Annotated in this window: 15 protein-coding genes; 9 read left to right on the top strand and 6 right to left on the bottom strand. The window is 74.0% G+C overall.

The window, feature by feature from the left end; translation table 11 throughout:
* Window positions 1–11: 11 nt before the first annotated feature.
* Window positions 12–1,652 (top strand): DNA repair helicase XPB, encoded by a 1,641-nt coding sequence (locus JS756_RS13065; RefSeq protein ID WP_205383237.1) that lies wholly within the window; start codon window positions 12–14, stop codon window positions 1,650–1,652.
* A gap of 28 nt (window positions 1,653–1,680) precedes the next feature.
* Here JS756_RS13065 and JS756_RS13070 read toward each other — a convergent pair whose 3' ends face one another.
* On the bottom strand, window positions 1,681–1,878 hold the full coding sequence (locus JS756_RS13070; RefSeq protein ID WP_205383238.1) for a hypothetical protein: 198 nt from the start codon (window positions 1,876–1,878) through the stop codon (window positions 1,681–1,683).
* Between the two features lie 285 nt (window positions 1,879–2,163).
* Here JS756_RS13070 and JS756_RS13075 point away from each other — a divergent pair, with 285 nt between their 5' ends.
* On the top strand, window positions 2,164–4,227 hold the full coding sequence (locus JS756_RS13075; RefSeq protein WP_205383239.1) for a HelD family protein: 2,064 nt from the start codon (window positions 2,164–2,166) through the stop codon (window positions 4,225–4,227).
* A gap of 129 nt (window positions 4,228–4,356) precedes the next feature.
* On the opposite strand, the gene JS756_RS13080 is transcribed toward JS756_RS13075, so the two are convergent.
* Entirely contained in the window at window positions 4,357–5,061 is a 705-nt protein-coding gene (locus JS756_RS13080) for a copper homeostasis protein CutC (RefSeq protein ID WP_205383240.1), read from the bottom strand.
* 249 nt (window positions 5,062–5,310) lie between these two features.
* Between JS756_RS13080 and JS756_RS13085 the strand changes: the two genes are divergently transcribed.
* Window positions 5,311–5,955 (top strand): HD domain-containing protein, encoded by a 645-nt coding sequence (locus JS756_RS13085; RefSeq protein ID WP_205383241.1) that lies wholly within the window; start codon window positions 5,311–5,313, stop codon window positions 5,953–5,955.
* A 27-nt stretch (window positions 5,956–5,982) separates the two neighbouring features.
* Window positions 5,983–7,104 carry a GNAT family N-acetyltransferase gene (locus tag JS756_RS13090; protein ID WP_438817310.1) on the top strand — a complete coding sequence of 374 codons (1,122 nt, stop codon included), beginning with the start codon at window positions 5,983–5,985 and terminating at the stop codon, window positions 7,102–7,104.
* Between the two features lie 179 nt (window positions 7,105–7,283).
* Here the strand turns inward: JS756_RS13090 and JS756_RS13095 are convergent, their stop codons facing one another.
* Together JS756_RS13095 and JS756_RS13100 are read right to left on the bottom strand one after the other, a co-directional pair.
* Window positions 7,284–7,601, bottom strand: coding sequence for a DUF4031 domain-containing protein (locus JS756_RS13095; protein ID WP_205383242.1), 318 nt, complete (start codon window positions 7,599–7,601; stop codon window positions 7,284–7,286).
* On the bottom strand, window positions 7,598–7,981 hold the full coding sequence (locus JS756_RS13100; RefSeq protein WP_205383243.1) for a DUF8819 family protein: 384 nt from the start codon (window positions 7,979–7,981) through the stop codon (window positions 7,598–7,600). Before JS756_RS13100 ends, JS756_RS13095 begins: the two co-directional genes overlap by 4 nt.
* A gap of 54 nt (window positions 7,982–8,035) precedes the next feature.
* On the opposite strand from JS756_RS13100, the gene JS756_RS13105 reads away from it, so the two are divergent.
* The 4 genes from JS756_RS13105 to JS756_RS13120 all read left to right on the top strand — a co-directional run bounded on the left by JS756_RS13105 (window position 8,036) and on the right by JS756_RS13120 (window position 12,100).
* A complete protein-coding gene (locus tag JS756_RS13105) occupies window positions 8,036–8,923 on the top strand; it encodes a MurR/RpiR family transcriptional regulator (RefSeq protein WP_307790574.1) in 888 nt (295 codons plus the stop codon).
* A gap of 111 nt (window positions 8,924–9,034) precedes the next feature.
* Complete coding sequence (gene murQ, locus JS756_RS13110; protein WP_205383244.1) at window positions 9,035–9,970, top strand: N-acetylmuramic acid 6-phosphate etherase; 936 nt, start codon at window positions 9,035–9,037, stop codon at window positions 9,968–9,970.
* Window positions 9,971–9,986: 16 nt separating this feature from the next.
* The gene (locus JS756_RS13115) at window positions 9,987–11,522 is read left to right on the top strand and encodes a PTS transporter subunit EIIC (RefSeq protein ID WP_205383245.1); all 1,536 of its coding nucleotides are present in this window, start codon (window positions 9,987–9,989) and stop codon (window positions 11,520–11,522) included.
* The gene (locus JS756_RS13120) at window positions 11,519–12,100 is read left to right on the top strand and encodes a hypothetical protein (protein ID WP_205383246.1); all 582 of its coding nucleotides are present in this window, start codon (window positions 11,519–11,521) and stop codon (window positions 12,098–12,100) included. The genes JS756_RS13115 and JS756_RS13120 overlap by 4 nt, the downstream gene beginning before the upstream one ends.
* 352 nt (window positions 12,101–12,452) lie before the next feature.
* Here JS756_RS13120 and JS756_RS13125 read toward each other — a convergent pair whose 3' ends face one another.
* Complete coding sequence (locus JS756_RS13125; protein ID WP_307790577.1) at window positions 12,453–13,583, bottom strand: NADH:flavin oxidoreductase; 1,131 nt, start codon at window positions 13,581–13,583, stop codon at window positions 12,453–12,455.
* A gap of 382 nt (window positions 13,584–13,965) precedes the next feature.
* On the opposite strand from JS756_RS13125, the gene JS756_RS13130 reads away from it, so the two are divergent.
* Window positions 13,966–14,802 (top strand): hypothetical protein, encoded by an 837-nt coding sequence (locus JS756_RS13130; RefSeq protein ID WP_205383248.1) that lies wholly within the window; start codon window positions 13,966–13,968, stop codon window positions 14,800–14,802.
* A 105-nt stretch (window positions 14,803–14,907) separates the two neighbouring features.
* On the opposite strand, the gene groL is transcribed toward JS756_RS13130, so the two are convergent.
* Window positions 14,908–16,530, bottom strand: coding sequence for a chaperonin GroEL (gene groL, locus JS756_RS13135; RefSeq protein WP_205383249.1), 1,623 nt, complete (start codon window positions 16,528–16,530; stop codon window positions 14,908–14,910).
* Window positions 16,531–16,659: the final 129 nt, after the last annotated feature.

Consider the following 16,659-nt stretch of genomic DNA (forward strand, 5'->3'; position numbering starts at 1 on the left):
GTGTGCCGGGCGTGAATGGACCACTGATCGTCCAGTCGGACAAGACGCTGCTCCTGGAGGTCGACCACGAGCAGGCCGACGCGTGCCGTCGCGCCATCGCGCCCTTCGCGGAGCTGGAGCGGGCGCCCGAGCACATCCACACCTACCGGGTGACGCCCCTCGGGCTGTGGAACGCGCGGGCGGCCGGCCACGACGCCGAGCAGGTGGTGGACGCGCTGGTGCAGTTCAGCCGCTACCCCGTGCCGCACGCGCTGCTCGTCGACATCGCCGAGACGATGGACCGCTACGGGCGGCTCAGTCTGCTGAAGCACCCGGCACACGGGCTGGTGCTGACCACGACCGACCGGCCGGTGCTGGAGGAGGTGCTGCGCTCCAAGCGGATCGCCCCGCTCATCGGCGCGCGGATCGACCCGGACACGGTCGCCGTGCACCCTTCCGAGCGCGGCCAGATCAAACAGACCCTGCTCAAGCTGGGCTGGCCCGCGGAGGACCTCGCCGGGTACGTCGACGGCGAGGCGCACGCCATCGAGCTGCACGAGGACGGCTGGGCGCTGCGGCCGTACCAGAAGCAGGCGGTGGAGAACTTCTGGCACGGCGGGTCCGGTGTGGTCGTGCTGCCCTGCGGCGCGGGCAAGACGCTGGTCGGGGCCGGGGCGATGTCGCAGGCCAAGTCCACGACGCTGATCCTCGTCACCAACACGGTCTCGGCGCGGCAGTGGAAGCACGAGTTGGTGAGGCGGACGTCGCTGACCGAGGACGAGATCGGCGAGTACAGCGGCACGAAGAAGGAGATCCGGCCCGTCACCATCGCCACGTACCAGGTGCTGACGACGCGGCGCAAGGGCGTCTACCCGCATCTGGAGCTGTTCGACTCCCGGGACTGGGGACTGATCGTCTACGACGAGGTGCACCTGCTGCCCGCGCCCGTCTTCAAGTTCACCGCCGACCTCCAGGCCCGTCGCCGCCTCGGCCTGACCGCGACGCTGGTGCGGGAGGACGGGAGGGAGTCCGACGTCTTCTCCCTGATCGGGCCGAAGCGGTTCGACGCGCCGTGGAAGGAGATCGAGGCGCAGGGGTACATCGCGCCCGCCGACTGCGTCGAGGTCCGGGTGAACCTGACCGACTCCGAGCGGCTCGCGTACGCGACGGCCGAGGTGGAGGAGAAGTACCGTTACTGTGCGACGACGGACACCAAACGGAAGGTCACCGAGGCGATCGTGCGCCGGTTCGCGGGCCAGCAGATCCTCGTCATCGGCCAGTACATCGACCAGCTGGACGAGCTGGGGGAGCATCTCGGCGCGCCCGTGATCAAGGGCGAGACCTCCAACGCGCAGCGGGAGAAGCTCTTCGACGCGTTCCGGGAGGGCGAGATCAGCGTCCTGGTCGTGTCGAAGGTCGCCAACTTCTCGATCGACCTGCCCGAGGCCACGGTCGCCGTCCAGGTGTCGGGCACGTTCGGCTCCCGCCAGGAGGAGGCCCAGCGCCTGGGCCGGGTGCTGCGTCCGAAGTCCGACGGCCACCAGGCCCACTTCTACTCCGTGGTCGCCCGGGACACCATCGACCAGGACTTCGCGGCGCACCGGCAGCGGTTCCTGGCGGAGCAGGGGTACGCCTACCGGATCGTGGACGCGGACGAGCTGCTGGCCGGATAGGGACGAGGCGGCGGGCGCGGATCCGCGGTCACTCCGGGCGCCCTCGGCGCCGCACGACCGCTTCCTCCCCGTACTCGCCCAGGACGATCACGTCGAAGGCGGCGCGGGCGAAGACGCGGACGGCGCGGAGGCTGTCGCCCAGGGGGTGGCGGTGGCTGCCGACGAGCGGGGTGGCGCCGGTCGGACGAACGGGTTTCGGGCCTGGGGATATCGTCGCTGCGCTCATGCCTCCATGGTGGTGTTCCGGACATAAGGACCGCATCGGTCCGGGGGATGCTCGTGCCCCGGTGATTCCCCCCGTCGCACGGGCCTGCGCCCCTGGGGGGCTCGACCCGTGCCCGCCGGCGGCGCCGCGGGCCGGGAAATGCGTTGGCCCCGCCGTCCGCCCGTCGCCTAGAATCTCCGCTCTTGCCCGCCTCCCTTCACCGGAGCGCCGCCGCCCGGTCGGAAACCGGACGGTCCCAGAAGCCGACCCCCGTCACCCCGTGACAGGCCTTCCGGAGGCACCCCCTTGTCCACGCCCACCGCCGCGCCCGCCGCCGCGACCTCCGACGATCCGCTCGCCCGCGAGCGCGCCCACCTGGCCTCCTCGCGCGCCGCCCTACGGGCGATGCGCGAGGACGTCGAGGCACTCGACATCAGCGACGTGACTGCGAACTGGGTGAACGCCGCGGCGCTCGCCCACCAGATCGACGAGCGGATCAAGGCCCTGGCCGACCTCAGCGGCACGCCGCTGTTCTTCGGCCGGCTCGACTACCTGCACGCGCCCGGCGCCGAGCAGGCAGAGGGAGCCGAGGGCGAGCGCTTCTACATCGGTCGCCGGCACGTGCACGACGCCGAGGGCGATCCGATGGTGATCGACTGGCGGGCGCCGGTGTCGCAGCCGTTCTACCGGGCGTCGAAGAAGGACCCGATGGACGTCGGGCTGCGCCGCCGCTTCGGCTACACCGGCGGCGAGCTCACGGCGTACGAGGACGAGCACCTGTCCGACCCGGAGGAGGCGGCCCGCACCAGCAGGCTGCTCCAGCAGGAGATCGAACGTCCGCGCGTCGGCCCGATGCGGGACATCGTCGCCACCATCCAGCCCGAGCAGGACGAGATCGTGCGGTCGGGGCTGGGCGGCACGGTGTGTGTGCAGGGCGGCCCGGGCACCGGGAAGACCGCGGTCGGCCTGCACCGGGTGGCCTACCTCCTCTACGCCCACCGGGAGCGGCTGGCGCGCACCGGCACCCTCGTCATCGGGCCGAACCGGTCCTTCCTGCACTACATCGAGCAGGTCCTGCCGGCGCTGGGCGAGTTGAGCGTGCAGCAGGCCACGGTCGACGACCTGGTGGCGCACGTGGAGGTGCGGGGCTCGGACGAGGCGTCCGCGGCGCTCGTCAAGGGCGACGCCCGGATGGCCGAGGTGCTCAGGAGGGCGCTGCGCTCGCACGTGACCCTGCCGGCCGAGACGGTCGTCGTGGTGCGCGGTTCGCGGCGGTGGCGGGTTCCGGCCTACGAACTGGAGGAGATCGTCCGCGAGTTGCTCGACCGCGACATCCGCTACGGGGCCGCCCGCGAGGCCCTGCCGCAGCGCATCGCGCACGCCGTGCTGGTGCAGATGGAGCGCTCGGGCGAGGCGCCGGACGACCGGGTGCAGGACGCGGTGGCCCGCAACAGCGCGGTGAAGGCGGCGGTGAAGGCCGTCTGGCCGGCGGTCGACCCGGCGAAGCTCGTGCTGCGCCTGCTGACGGACGCGGAGTTCCTCGCCGAGCACGCGCGGGGGGTGCTCGACGAGGACGAGCAGAAGGCCATCCTCTGGGCGAGGCCGGTGCGGAGTGTGAGGTCGGCGAAGTGGTCGGCGGCGGACGCCGTCCTCGTCGACGAGGCGTCGGACCTGGTCCGGCGCACGCATTCCCTGGGCCACGTGGTGCTCGACGAGGCGCAGGACCTGTCCCCCATGCAGTACCGGGCGGTGGGCCGCCGCTGCACCACCGGCTCGGCGACCGTCCTCGGTGATCTGGCGCAGGGCACCACGCCCTGGGCGACGCGGAGCTGGGACGAGGCCCTGGCCCACCTGGGCAAGTCGGACGCGGTCGTGGAGGAACTGACGGCCGGTTTCCGCGTCCCCACCGACGTCATCGCCTACGCCTCCCGCCTCCTGCCGCACATCGCCCCGGGGCTGACGCCGGTGGCCTCGGTCCGTGAGAACCCGGGTTTCTTCGACGTGCGCGCCTCGGCGGAGACCGCCGACGTGGTCGCCGCCTGCGCGGAACTGCTCCGCAACGAAGGCTCGGTCGGCCTGATCGCGGCCGACGCCCGCGTCCCGGAGCTCGCCGGGGCCCTGGCGGCGGCGGGGATCGGGTGTCTGGCGCCGGGCGAGGAGACGACCGAGCAGACCCGGCTGACCCTGGTCCCGGCGTCCCTGGCCAAGGGCCTGGAGTACGACTACGTCGTCCTCGACGAACCGCAGGCGGTGGTGGACGGCGAGCCGGACGAGCGGACCGGGCTGCGCCGCCTGTACGTGGCGCTCACCCGTGCGGTGTCCGGCCTGATCGTGACGCACGCGGCGCCGCTTCCGCCTCAACTGGCTTGATCTGCGGCGCCGTTCCGGCACCCCGCGGCAACGGCCTCCCCGGCGCCCCGGCTCCCGCCGGGCACGGTGGGTCGGTGGACCGCCGGCGGCGGGCGCACGGACGCCCCGTCGGGTGCGCCACGGGACGCCTCAGGCGACCGGGACGCCCGCGTCCAGCACCTGCCGCCACTCCTCGACGGCCCGCGCCGCGACCGGGCCCGCCCAGCCGCCCGGTCGCGCGGCGCCGCCGATGTGGAAGCCGTCGATCCCGGCGGCCGCCAGACGCGGCACGTGCTCCAGTCGCAGTCCGCCGCCCACCAGGATCCGCGGCCCGTACCCGGGCTCCCCCCGCAGCCCGGCCTCCGCGAGCAGGGTGGGGAGCCCGTCGTCGACACCACCGGCGGACCCGGCCGTCAGGAAGGTGTCCAGCCCGGGCAGCCCGTCGAGCGCCCTGCGCAGGGCGTTCCGGTCGGCGGCGCGGTCCATGGCGCGGTGGAAGGTCCACCGGCACCCCTCCAGCACCGACACGACCTGCTCGACGGCCGCCAGGTCCACCGCGCCGTCGGCGTCCAGGAACCCGAGCACGAACTCCTCGGCACCGGCGGCCCGCAGCTCCCCGGCGACGGCCACGAGCCGGGACACGTCCCCGGCCGCGAAGCCGTCCGCCGGCCGCAGCATCACGCGCAGGTCGACGTCGACCGCGGCGCGGATCCCGGCGAAGGTCGCCACGGACGGGGTGAGCCCGTCGGCGGCCATGTCGGTGACCAGCTCCAGCCGGTCCGCACCTCCGGCCTGGGCGGCGACCGCGTCCTCGACGTCGAGGGCGATCACCTCCAGGACTGCACGCTTGCTCATGGGACCCCATTCATGGTCGTCGACGGCGGCTACAGGTCTAGTCCAATTCAAGACTACGCCCGCGCCCCGCGCCACAGGCCCCACCCTCCGCGCCGGGCCGGGAAGGCGCCGCTCCCCGGCCTCCACCCCTCGGTTCCGCTCCGGCCGTGTGCGGGTCCGGGCCGCCGTGCACCCCGCACACGGCCGGAACCCGCGGCGGGCGTGGAACCCGCTCCCCCGCGCCGTACACACCGGCGGCACAATGTCCGCATGGCCGACCTCGACGCCCTGCGCGCACGCTTCGCCCGCACCCTGGCCGCAGCCCGGGACCTGACCTCCGGCCCCGATCCGTCGCCGTACGCGGACAATCTGCTCGCCCGCTGGCAGGAGCCCCAGCGGCACTACCACACACTCACCCACCTCACCGCGGTCCTGGACCACATCGACGTGCTGGAGGGGTACGCCGACGACGCCGGCGCCGTGCGCCTGGCGGCCTGGTTCCACGACGCGGTCTACCTGCCGGACCGCTCCGAGAACGAGGAGCGCTCCGCCCACCTCGCCGAACGCGCCCTGACCGAGGCCGGGGTGCCACGGGCGAGGACCGACGAGGTCGCCCGCCTGGTCCGGCTCACCGTCACCCACGACCCGGCCGACGACGACCGCGACGGCCAGGTCCTGTGCGACGCCGACCTGGCGATCCTCGCCGCGCCACCGTCCGCGTACGCCGCCTACACCGCGGCGGTGCGCAAGGAGTACCACTTCGTGCCGAGCGACCTCTTCCGCTCCGGCCGCGCCGCGATCCTGCGCCAACTCCTCGCCCTGCCAAGGCTGTTCAGGACGCCGTACGGTCAGGAGCACTGGGCGGCGGCCGCCCGCCGCAACCTCACCGCCGAGCTCGAAACGCTGTCGCCCTGACCGACGGGCGCCGCCTAGGCTGCCCGCATGCGCATCATGGGCGGAGATCAGGTGGAGCAGGCCGTCGAGGGCTGCCTGGAGACATTGCGGCCGGCGGCCGACCGGGACTGGGACGCGGTCCGGGCCGGCCGACTGGAATGGAGCTGCCGGCGCACGGCCGAGCACATCGCGAGCGATCTCATCGCCTACGCGGGCCAGTTGGCGGGCCGGGTGCAGAACCGATACGCCCCCTTCGAGATCACCTTCGAGGGCAGCGAGGACGGCCTCGAACCGGCCGGCACCGCAGACGTCCTGGATGTGATCGGGACGACCGGCGCGCTGCTCGCGGCGGCCGTGCGCACCGCGCCCCGTGAGGCCCGCGCCTTCCACCCGTTCCCCTTCGGCGGCGCGGACCGCTCGGGCTTCGCCGCGATGGGGGTCACGGAGGTGCTGCTGCACACGCACGACATCGCCGAGGGGCTCGGCGTGGCCTACGAGCCGCCCGCCCAACTCGCCGAGGACGTCCTCACCCTCCTCTTCCCGCACGTCCGGCCCGGCTCCGCCGCCTGGCCCACCCTGCTGTGGGCCACCGGCCGCGGCGACCTGCCCGGCCGCGCCCCCGTCACCCGGTGGCACTGGTACCTGCCCCCCGTCGTCCCCGCCGGCCGCCTCACCCTCCACGGCGTCACCCCGGCCGCCGCCCGCGACCTGGCCCTCGGCGGCGACGGCGGCTTCACCTGGGTCGAGGACGGACCGTTCCAGGGCACCCGCGACGCCGCCGGCACGGTCGTCAAGGCGTACGAGGCGGGCGTACACCGCCCGGAGTGGGGCCTGTTCGTCCTGGTGCGGAAGGAGGACGGGCGGGCCGTCGGCGGCATGGGCTTCCACGGCGCCCCCGACGACGAGCAGCGTGCCGAGGTCGGCTACGACCTCGCCGAGTCCGCCCGCGGCCACGGCTACGCGAGCGAGGCACTCACGGCACTGGCCGACCGGGCGCTCGCCCGGGACGGCATACGACTGCTGTTCGCCGCGATCGACGACGACAACCGCCCCTCGCAGAGCGTCGCGGAGCGGGCCGGATTCACCCGGGCGACGGTGGAGGAGGAGCGGACGGCCCACGGGCAGCACGACCTGGAACCGGGGCTGCGCCTGTACGTGCGGCGCGGCTGAGGGCTCCGCCGCACGCACCGCGGGGCCGTGCGGCGAAAGATCCCCGCCGCTGCGCGACTTCGGGCGGCCGGCGCCGCCCTCGCCACCCGTCCGAGGCGCGCGCTCGTCCGGGGCCGGCCCGCGATCGCCCTGCTCCCCGCATCACCGCCGCGCGGCGCGGCGGGCGCCGTGGGGGCGGCTCAGCGGGCCCCGCCTTCGTGCGTGCGGCCCGTGCCGGACGCCCCGCCGGGGACGGCGCGGGCCCGCTTGCGCCGGCGCAGTCCCGAACCGTGCAGCAGGCGGACCACCTCCCGGCTGCTCACCTCCACCGCGCCCGCGCCCACCACGTCGGCGTACCGGTCGGAGGGAATGTCGTAGTGGTCGCGTTCGAAGGCCCGCGGCGGCACGCCCAACCGGGCGGCGAAGGCGTGCAGTTCGTCGTAGGAGCTGTCGCTGACCAGGTGCGACCAGAGGCGGCCGTGCCCCGGCCAGCCGGGCGGATCGATGTAGACGGTCACGACGGGGACGCCCCGCCGAGCGCCCGGCCCAGCGAGCCGATCGCGGCGACCTTCACACCCGCCTGGTGGCACACCCAGTGCGGGTCGGGCCCCAGTTCCGGCTCGACCTCCAGGGCGTGCGGATCTCCGGAGCCGCAGACCGGGCACAGCGGCCATCGGCCGTACCGGTCCAGCAGGGCGTCCTGCACGTCCTGGGCGACCAGTCCGGCGACGAAGCCCGCACCCTCCGGCCACTGCTCGACCCACCAGCGCCGCTGGGCGACGGACTCCTCCACCAGCGAGACCACATCCGCCTCGGCGACCTCCCGCGCCACGAGATCCGCGAGCACGAGGGCGCGCGCGGCGTGCAGGGCCTGTTCCAGGGGACTGACGGGATCCATCCCCCCATTGTGCGCGCACTTGACCCCGACCCGACCCGAAAATACCTTTCAGGGGTGACCCAGGACGTGAAGGGAACTTTCGGGGGTGCGCTGGCCTCCAAGGTGCGCACGCTCGCCCCCTCGATGACCCGCTCCGTGCAGCGCGTCGCCGAGGCCGTCGCGAACGACCCGGCCGGCTGCGCGGCCCTGACGGTCACCGGCCTCGCCGAACGCACCGGCACCAGCGAGGCGACGGTCGTGCGCACCGCCCGCCTCCTCGGCTACCCCGGTTACCGCGGCCTGCGCCTCGCCCTGGCCGGCCTCGCCGCCCAGCAGCAGTCGGGCCGCGCGCCCACCATCACCACCGGCATCTCGGTCGACGACCCGATCACCGACGTGGTCGCCAAACTCGCCTACGAGGAGCAGCAGACCCTCGCCGACACCGCCGCCGGCCTGGACACCGCCCAACTCGGGGCCGCCGTCACCGCCGCGGCCGCGGCCCGCCGCGTCGACGTCTACGGCATCGGCGCCTCCGGACTGGTCGCGCAGGACCTGACCCAGAAGCTGCTGCGGATAGGACGGATAGCCCACGCCCACAGCGATCCGCACCTCGCCGTCACCAACGCCGTCCAACTGCGCTCCGGGGACGTGGCGATCGCCATCACCCACTCCGGTTCCACCGGCGACGTCATCGAACCGCTGCGGGTCGCCTTCGAGCGCGGCGCGACCACCGTCGCGATCACCGGGCTGCCGAACAGCGCCGTCACCCAGTACGCCGACCACGTACTGACCACCTCGACCTCCCGGGAGACCGAGCTGCGGCCCGCCGCGATGTCCTCGCGGACCAGCCAACTGCTGGTCGTGGACTGCCTCTTCGTGGGCGTGGCGCAGCGGACGTACGACATCGCGGCACCGGCGCTCACGGCGTCGTACGAGGCGCTGGCGCACCGGCACCGCAAGTAGCCCCAAGGCCCGCGGGTTCCGGGTCCCTGCGGGCTCGTCGTGGCCGGTCGCGCAGTCACCCGCGCCCCTCGGGACGGACATCTCACCGCACCCAGAAAGAGCCGCCCCCTGATGACCTCCCCCTCCGACCCCCACGACCTCCTCTGCGAGCTCTCCGCCCTCACCACCGAGGCGTTCCGCCCCGAGCTCGCCGACATCGACCGGCTGCCGACCCTGGACCTCGCCCGGCTCATGAACGGCGAGGACGCCACGGTGCCCGCGGCCGTCGCCGGGTGCCTCCCGCAGATCGCCGCCGCGATCGACGCCGTGGCGGCGCGCATGGGGCGCGGCGGGAGGCTGGTCTACGCCGGTGCGGGCACCGCCGGTCGGCTGGGCGTCCTGGACGCCTCCGAGTGCCCGCCCACCTTCAACACCGATCCGGCGCAGGTCGTCGGCCTGATCGCGGGAGGCCCGCAGGCGATGGTGACCTCGGTGGAGGGCGCCGAGGACTCCGAGGAGCTGGCTCGGGCCGACCTCGACGCTCTGGGGCTGACCCCGGACGACAGCGTGGTCGGCGTCTCCGCCTCGGGCCGCACCCCCTACGCCGTCGGTGCCGTGGAACACGCCCGCGCACGGGGCGCCCTGACGATCGGTCTGTCGTGCAACACGGGCAGCGCGCTCGCGGCGGCTGCCGAGCACGGCATCGAGGTCGTGGTGGGCCCGGAACTCCTCACCGGCTCGACCCGGCTGAAGGCCGGCACGGCGCAGAAGCTCGTCCTCAACATGCTCTCGACGATCACGATGATCCGGTTGGGCAAGACCTACGGGAACCTGATGGTCGACGTGCGCGCCTCCAACGACAAGCTGCGCGCCCGCTCCCGGCGGATCGTCGCCCTGGCCACCGGGGCCGGGGAGGCCGAGGTCGAGGCGGCGCTCAAGGCCACCGACGGGGAGGTGAAGCACGCCGTGCTGGCCCTGCTGGCCGGTGTCGACGGCCCGACGGCCGCCCGCCTTCTGGAGGAGTCCGGCGGCCGACTGCGTGCCGCGCTGGCGGCGGCGACGGGCTGAGCCGCACGCTCTCAGGGTGCGCATCCAACCCCGTGAGACGGCCGCCGCGATCCTCCCGCTGGTCGGCGGCACCGGCAACATCACATCCGTCGCCCACTGCATGACCCGCCTGCGCCTCGCACTCGCCGACCCGTCGCTCGTCGACGCGGAGGCGTTGCGGGCGGTGCCCGGCGTGCTCGGCGTGGTGGCCGACGGCGGCTGCCAGGTGGTACTGGGGCCGGGTACGGTCGCGGCGGTGACGGCGCAGGTCGAGGCGCTGACCGCCGCGGCGGCCGGGGACGGGGGTGCTGTGCCCCCGGCGACGGACGAAGCGGTCCCGGCGGAGACGGCACGGGCGGGAGAGCCGGCCGGGCCGGGGGCGGCGCCCGCGCTGGCGGCACGGGGCGCGCGGCTGCGGGAGGAGCGGCGGCGGCGCAACGCCACCCCGCTCAAGCTCGCCCTGCGCCGCGTCGCGAACGTCTTCGTGCCGCTCGTCCCGGCCCTGGTCGGCTGCGGCATCCTCGCCGGTCTGAACGGGCTGCTGGTCAACGCCGGTCTGCTGCCGGGACTGACCCCGGCGCTCGCGGCGGTGGCGTCGGCGTTCATGGCGCTGATCGCGGTGTTCGTCGGGCACAACACGGCGAAGGAGTTCGGCGGCACCCCGGTGCTCGGCGGCGCGGTCGCCGCGGTGGTCGTCCACCCGGGCGTGGCGAAGGTGACGGCGTTCGGGGCGGCCCTCTCCCCCGGTCAGGGGGGCGTCCTGGGCGCCTTGGCGGCAGCGCTGCTCGGGACGTACGTGGAGAAGTGGTGCCGGGGCCGGTTCCCGGACGCGCTCGACACCCTGCTCACGCCCACCGTGACCGTCCTGGTCGCGGGCCTGGCCACGCTGTACGGCCTGATGTACGCCGCCGGGGCGGTCTCCACCGCGATCGGCACGGGGGCGACCTGGCTGCTGTCGACGACGGGGGCCGTGGCGGGCCTGGTCCTGGGCGGCCTCTTCCTCCCCCTCGTCATGCTGGGCCTGCACCAGGCGCTGATCCCCCTCCACGCCACCCTCATCGACGAGCAGGGTGCCACCGCCCTCCTCCCCGTACTGGCGATGGCGGGCGCGGGGCAGGTCGGCGCGTCCCTTGCGGTCTACGTCCGGCTCCGGCACGACGCCTCCCTGTGCGCGACCATCAGGTCCGCGCTGCCCGCCGGGCTGCTCGGCGTGGGCGAGCCGCTGATCTACGGGGTGTCCCTGCCGCTCGGCCGCCCCTTCCTGACGGCGTGCGCGGGCGGGGCGGCCGGTGGCGCCTTCGTCGGCCTCTTCGCCATGCTCGGCGACCGGGTCGGCGCCACGGCGATCGGCCCGTCGGGCTGGGCCCTGTTCCCGCTGCTGGCGGGCAACCGCGGGCCGGCCGCGACGGCGGCGATCTACGCCGGCGGGCTGCTGACCGGGTACGCGGTGGGCTTCGTGGCGACGTACGCGCTGTTCCGGCCGGACGGCGCCGCCCGCACCGGTGAGGACGCGCAACGGACCGGAAGCAGTGCTGGCCGCGTTCCGCGCGGGTCACGCACACTGGCCCCATGAACCATGCCCAGCTGACCGCCCTCGGGCGCGCCCTCCGGCTGCTCGGGGAGCACGGGGAGTCCCTGACCTCCGACACGCCGGACACCCGGCTGCACGAGATCAGGGCGGATCTGCGGCGGGCCCTGGACCTGCTGGAGGACGGCCTCACGGGAGCCGCCGCCAGCACCCGCTGCGCCGAGCATCCGACCGGCCCCGTCGACGAGAGCGCGCCCGACCTCTGTCTGCTGTGCGAGACGCGGCGCCGCGCCGCCCGCCGCTCGGAGGTCGACGGTGCCTACGGCCGACCCCGGCAGCCCGCCGGGACCGTGGAGCGGGTCCCGACCCGCTACGGTGTCCGCGGCGACCGCCCGCAGCCGCAGCAGCGGTGGCTGCCGGAGCTGTGGAACGGGCGCGAGTGGCAGCTGTGCGGCACCCCGCGCCACGACCGCCGTGAGGCCGAGCTCTACCTGGCCGCGCAGCGCCGCGGGCCCCGGGCGGCGACGGCGTACCGGCTCGTGCACGAGTTCACCGACTACGAGGTGCTGCGGGTGTGGGGCACACCGGTGAAGGTGGACATCGAGCCGATGGGCAATCTTTGACGGCGGCCACGCCAGCGGACGGACGCCACCGTCGCGGCCGGTCCGGTCGCCGGTGCCGTCGGGGGAGCCGGCGCCCGGCCCGCGACCCGCGGCCCTCGGGACGGACGCAGCCACGGCCGACGGCGACAGTGCCGCGCCCGCGCCGACCGCCGCGCCGTGGGACACCGTCCTGCGCGGGCACGGCGACCCGGCCGAGCCGCGTCGCCGCCTCGATCGAGCGGCTGCCTGACCCGCTCGACGAGGAGGACGGGGGAGGCGAGAAGGAAGGCGGGCGGAGTCCGGGGGAGCCGCCGGGAACGGCGGACGGCCGGGGCGCGTCCCGCACCCCGGCCGTCGCAGGCCCCGTGCCGGGTCAGCTGAGCGTCTTCAGCGCCGCGGCGTCGTACGGCGTCAGCTCGTCGAAGCGGCCCGCCAGCACCTTCTGCGCCCACAGCGGGTCCTGGAGGAGCGCCCGGCCGACGGCGACCAGGTCGAACTCGTCGCGCTCCAGCCGGTCGAGGAGGTTGTCGAGGTCGCCCAGCTCGGCGCCCTGGCCCTGGAAGGCCTTGATGAAGTCGCCGTTCAGGCCCACGGAGCCCACGGTGATGGTGGGCTTGCCGGTCAGCTTCTTCGTCCAGCCGGCCAGGTTGAGGTCGGCACCCTCGAACTCGGGCAGCCAGTAGCGCCGGGTGGAGGCGTGGAAGGCGTCGGCGCCGGCCGCGGCGATCGGAGCCAGGATCGCCTCCAGCTCCTGCGGGGTCTCGGCGAGCCGGGCGTCGTAGGCCTCCTGCTTCCACTGCGAGTACCGGAAGATCACCGGGAAGGACGGGGAGACCGCGGCCCGCACGGCCGCGGTGATCTCGGCGGCGAAGCGGGCGCGGGCGACCGGGTCGCCGCCGTAGGAGTCGGTCCGGCGGTTGGTGCCGGACCACAGGAACTGGTCGATCAGGTATCCGTGGGCGCCGTGGATCTCCACGCCGTCGAACCCGATGCGCTCGGCGTCGGCGGCGGCCCGGGCGAAGGCCTCGACGACGTCGTCCAGGTCCTGCTGCGTCATCGCCCGGCCGGTGCCCTCGGTGCCGTCGAGCCGCACTCCGGACGGTCCGACGGCGGGGGCCTCCGGGTACGGTGCCCGGCCCGGCTTGCGCACCATGCCGATGTGCCACAGCTGCGGAACGATCGTGCCGCCCGCCGCGTGCACGGCGTCGGCGACCTTCGCCCACCCCGCGAGCTGCTCCGCGCCGCTGAACCGCGGCACACGGTCGCTCTCTCCGGCCGACTCGTGCCCGACGTAGGTGCCCTCCGTCACGATGAGCCCGACGCCCGCGGCGGCACGGCGGGCGTAGTACGACCGCACGTCCTCGCCCGGAACGCCGCCGGGGGAGAACATCCGCGTCATCGGCGCCATGACGATGCGGTTGGGAACGGTCAGACCGTTGACGGAGATCGGCCGGGAGAGGATCTCGGCGGCGCGGGAGGTGGCGGCGTCGGGGGTGGAGGTCACGTGGGGCTCCTCGTGGGGCGACAGGGCAGACCGAACAGTATGTGCACGCGCATTGTTGCACCTGCTTAAGTGAACGGAAGTATCCGCGACCCGCATTCCGCCCCGCACCTCCGCGCGCTGTGATCCGCACCACTCGCCGCCGCCGCGGGGCGGGGCCCGGCTCCGCCTCCCGCCCCCGCCCCTCCCGGTCCCTCGGGATCCGGCCGGGGAGCACGGGCCCGCGGCACCCGCTCCGGGAAGCCGCGTGGGCGTTGCGGACGGACCGGTCCCGACCGCCGGCCGGGCCGCGACGCCTCCTCACCCGGACGGTCGCGAGCGCTGGTGGACGGTCCGGCGCGGTGGTGCGCTGGTGGCATCGCCCGCGCCCCCAGGAGGTCCTGCCATGACCCGCCCGTTCCGCCCCGCCCGCGTTGTCGCCGCCCCTTTGGCGGTGGGAGCCCTGCTGGCCACCGGGGCCTGCTCGAACGGCGACGACGAGACCGCGAGCCCGCAGACCACCGCGTCCCCGGCCGCGGCCACCTCCCGGGCCGCAGCGCCCGCCGCGCGGGCCACCTCCTCGGCCTCCGCCACCCTCACCGAGGCCGGGGCGAAGACGGCGCTGATCACCGAGGCGGACATCGAGGGGGACTGGCAGCAGGTCGACGACGCCGACAAGTGGAAGGACGACCTGGTCGCGGGGAAGGTCGACGTCGACGCCTTCCTCACCGCCAAGGCGGACGCCGCCGACTGCCAGCGGCTGCTGGACGGCCTCTACAGCGAGGACCTGCTCGGCAAGCCCTCCGGCGCGTCCGCGCTCACCGGTTTCGAGGAGGGCGACTCCCGTCTGCTGTACCAGGTCGCCGCGTACGACAAGAAGGCCCTGGACGACTCGATGAAGTGGCTCACGTCCCTGCCCGACACGTGCGACCAGTTCACCGCGACCGACCCCCAGGGCGGCACACGCACCGTGCAGGTCATCGAGACCTCGCTGCCGAAGGAGGGCGACGCACGGCAGGGGCTGGAGGTGACGGTCCAGGGCTCCGCCGACGGGCAACCCACCACGCTCACCCTCGACGTCGGCGTCGTGCGCGTCGGCAACGACGCGATCACCGTGACGGCCGGCGGGCCGGACGGCGGCGCGCAGGACTCGGTGAACGCCGCGGTGCAGCAGGGCACCGAGCGGCTCAAGGACGTCCTGGCCGGGCGCACGCCCCCTGCGTCCCCGACGGCGGGCGACTGACCGCTCCCCCGAGAGTCCGGGTCCTCCCCGAACGCCCGAGGGCGGCACCCCCCTGCGGGGGTGCCGCCCTCGGTCCGTAGGACGGTCGATCAGCCTCCAGGCCGATCAGAAGTCCATGTCACCGCCCGGCATGCCGCCGCCGGCCGGGGCCGCGGCCTTCTCCGGCTTGTCGGCGATGACGGCCTCGGTGGTGAGGAACAGCGCGGCGATGGAGGCGGCGTTCTGCAGAGCAGAGCGGGTCACCTTCGCCGGGTCGATGATGCCCTCGGCGATCATGTCGACGTACTCGCCGGTCGCGGCGTTCAGGCCGTGGCCGACCTGGAGGTTGCGGACCTTCTCCACGACGACGCCGCCCTCGAGACCGCCGTTGACGGCGATCTGCTTCAGCGGGGCCTCCAGGGCGAGCTTCACGGCGTTGGCGCCGGTCGCCTCGTCACCGTCGAGCTCCAGCTTCTCGAAGACCTGGGAGGCCTGGAGCAGGGCCACGCCACCGCCGGCGACGATGCCCTCCTCGACAGCCGCCTTCGCGTTGCGGACGGCGTCCTCGATGCGGTGCTTGCGCTCCTTGAGCTCGACCTCGGTGGCGGCACCGGCCTTGATGACGGCCACGCCGCCCGCGAGCTTGGCCAGGCGCTCCTGGAGCTTCTCGCGGTCGTAGTCGGAGTCGCTGTTCTCGATCTCGGCGCGGATCTGGTTCACGCGGCCGTTGACCTGGTCGGAGGAGCCGGCACCGTCGACGATGGTGGTCTCGTCCTTGGTGATGACGACCTTGCGGGCGCGGCCCAGGAGGTCCAGGGTCGCGTTCTCCAGCTTGAGGCCGACCTCCTCGGAGATGACCTCACCGCCCGTGAGGATGGCGATGTCGCCGAGCATGGCCTTGCGGCGGTCGCCGAAGCCCGGGGCCTTGACGGCGACGGACTTGAAGGTGCCGCGGATCTTGTTGACGACCAGGGTCGACAGGGCCTCGCCCTCGACGTCCTCGGCGATGATCAGCAGCGGCTTGCCCGACTGCATGACCTTCTCCAGCAGCGGGAGCAGGTCCTTGACCGAGGAGATCTTGGAGTTGGCGATCAGGATGTACGGGTCGTCGAGCGACGCCTCCATCCGCTCCATGTCGGTGGCGAAGTACGCCGAGATGTAGCCCTTGTCGAAGCGCATACCCTCGGTGAGCTCCAGCTCCAGACCGAAGGTCTGGGACTCCTCGACGGTGATGACGCCTTCCTTGCCGACCTTGTCCATGGCCTCGGCGATCAGCTCGCCGATCTGGGTGTCGGCGGCGGAGATGGAGGCGGTGGAGGCGATCTGCTCCTTGGTCTCCACGTCCTTGGCCTGCTCCAGCAGGGCGGCGGAGACGGCCTCGACGGCCTTCTCGATACCGCGCTTGAGGGCCATCGGGTTGGCGCCGGCGGCCACGTTGCGCAGACCCTCGCGGACCAGCGCCTGGGCCAGGACCGTAGCGGTCGTCGTGCCGTCGCCGGCGACGTCGTCCGTCTTCTTCGCTACTTCCTTGACCAGCTCGGCGCCGATCTTCTCGTACGGGTCCTCGAGCTCGATCTCCTTGGCGATGGAGACACCGTCGTTGGTGATCGTGGGGGCGCCCCACTTCTTCTCGAGGACGACGTTGCGGCCCTTGGGGCCGAGGGTCACCTTGACGGCGTCCGCGAGCTGGTTCATGCCGCGCTCGAGGCCGCGCCGCGCCTCCTCGTCGAACGCGATGATCTTGGCCATGTGAAGTGGTCCCTCCAGGACTGGGGGTGATTCCTTCGGACCGCGCCCGCGCCCGCGACGGACGGCTCGCCGACCTCGTGGTCCCTTGCCCCACCCGGCCTGCGGGCCTCACCGACCCGGTCCTTCGCT

This window comes from Streptomyces actuosus, assembly GCF_016921115.1.
Taxonomy (GTDB): Bacteria; Actinomycetota; Actinomycetes; order Streptomycetales; family Streptomycetaceae; genus Streptomyces; species Streptomyces actuosus_A.

Coding starts and splice junctions, on each gene's coding strand:
- JS756_RS13070 (WP_205383238.1), bottom strand. CDS start 1,878: ATGAGCGCAGCGACGATATCCCCAGGCCCGAAACCCGTTCGTCCGACC.
- JS756_RS13080 (WP_205383240.1), bottom strand. CDS start 5,061: ATGAGCAAGCGTGCAGTCCTGGAGGTGATCGCCCTCGACGTCGAGGAC.
- JS756_RS13085 (WP_205383241.1), top strand. CDS start 5,311: ATGGCCGACCTCGACGCCCTGCGCGCACGCTTCGCCCGCACCCTGGCC.
- JS756_RS13090 (WP_438817310.1), top strand. CDS start 5,983: ATGCGCATCATGGGCGGAGATCAGGTGGAGCAGGCCGTCGAGGGCTGC.
- JS756_RS13100 (WP_205383243.1), bottom strand. CDS start 7,981: ATGGATCCCGTCAGTCCCCTGGAACAGGCCCTGCACGCCGCGCGCGCC.
- murQ (WP_205383244.1), top strand. CDS start 9,035: ATGACCTCCCCCTCCGACCCCCACGACCTCCTCTGCGAGCTCTCCGCC.
- JS756_RS13120 (WP_205383246.1), top strand. CDS start 11,519: ATGAACCATGCCCAGCTGACCGCCCTCGGGCGCGCCCTCCGGCTGCTC.
- JS756_RS13130 (WP_205383248.1), top strand. CDS start 13,966: ATGACCCGCCCGTTCCGCCCCGCCCGCGTTGTCGCCGCCCCTTTGGCG.
- groL (WP_205383249.1), bottom strand. CDS start 16,530: ATGGCCAAGATCATCGCGTTCGACGAGGAGGCGCGGCGCGGCCTCGAG.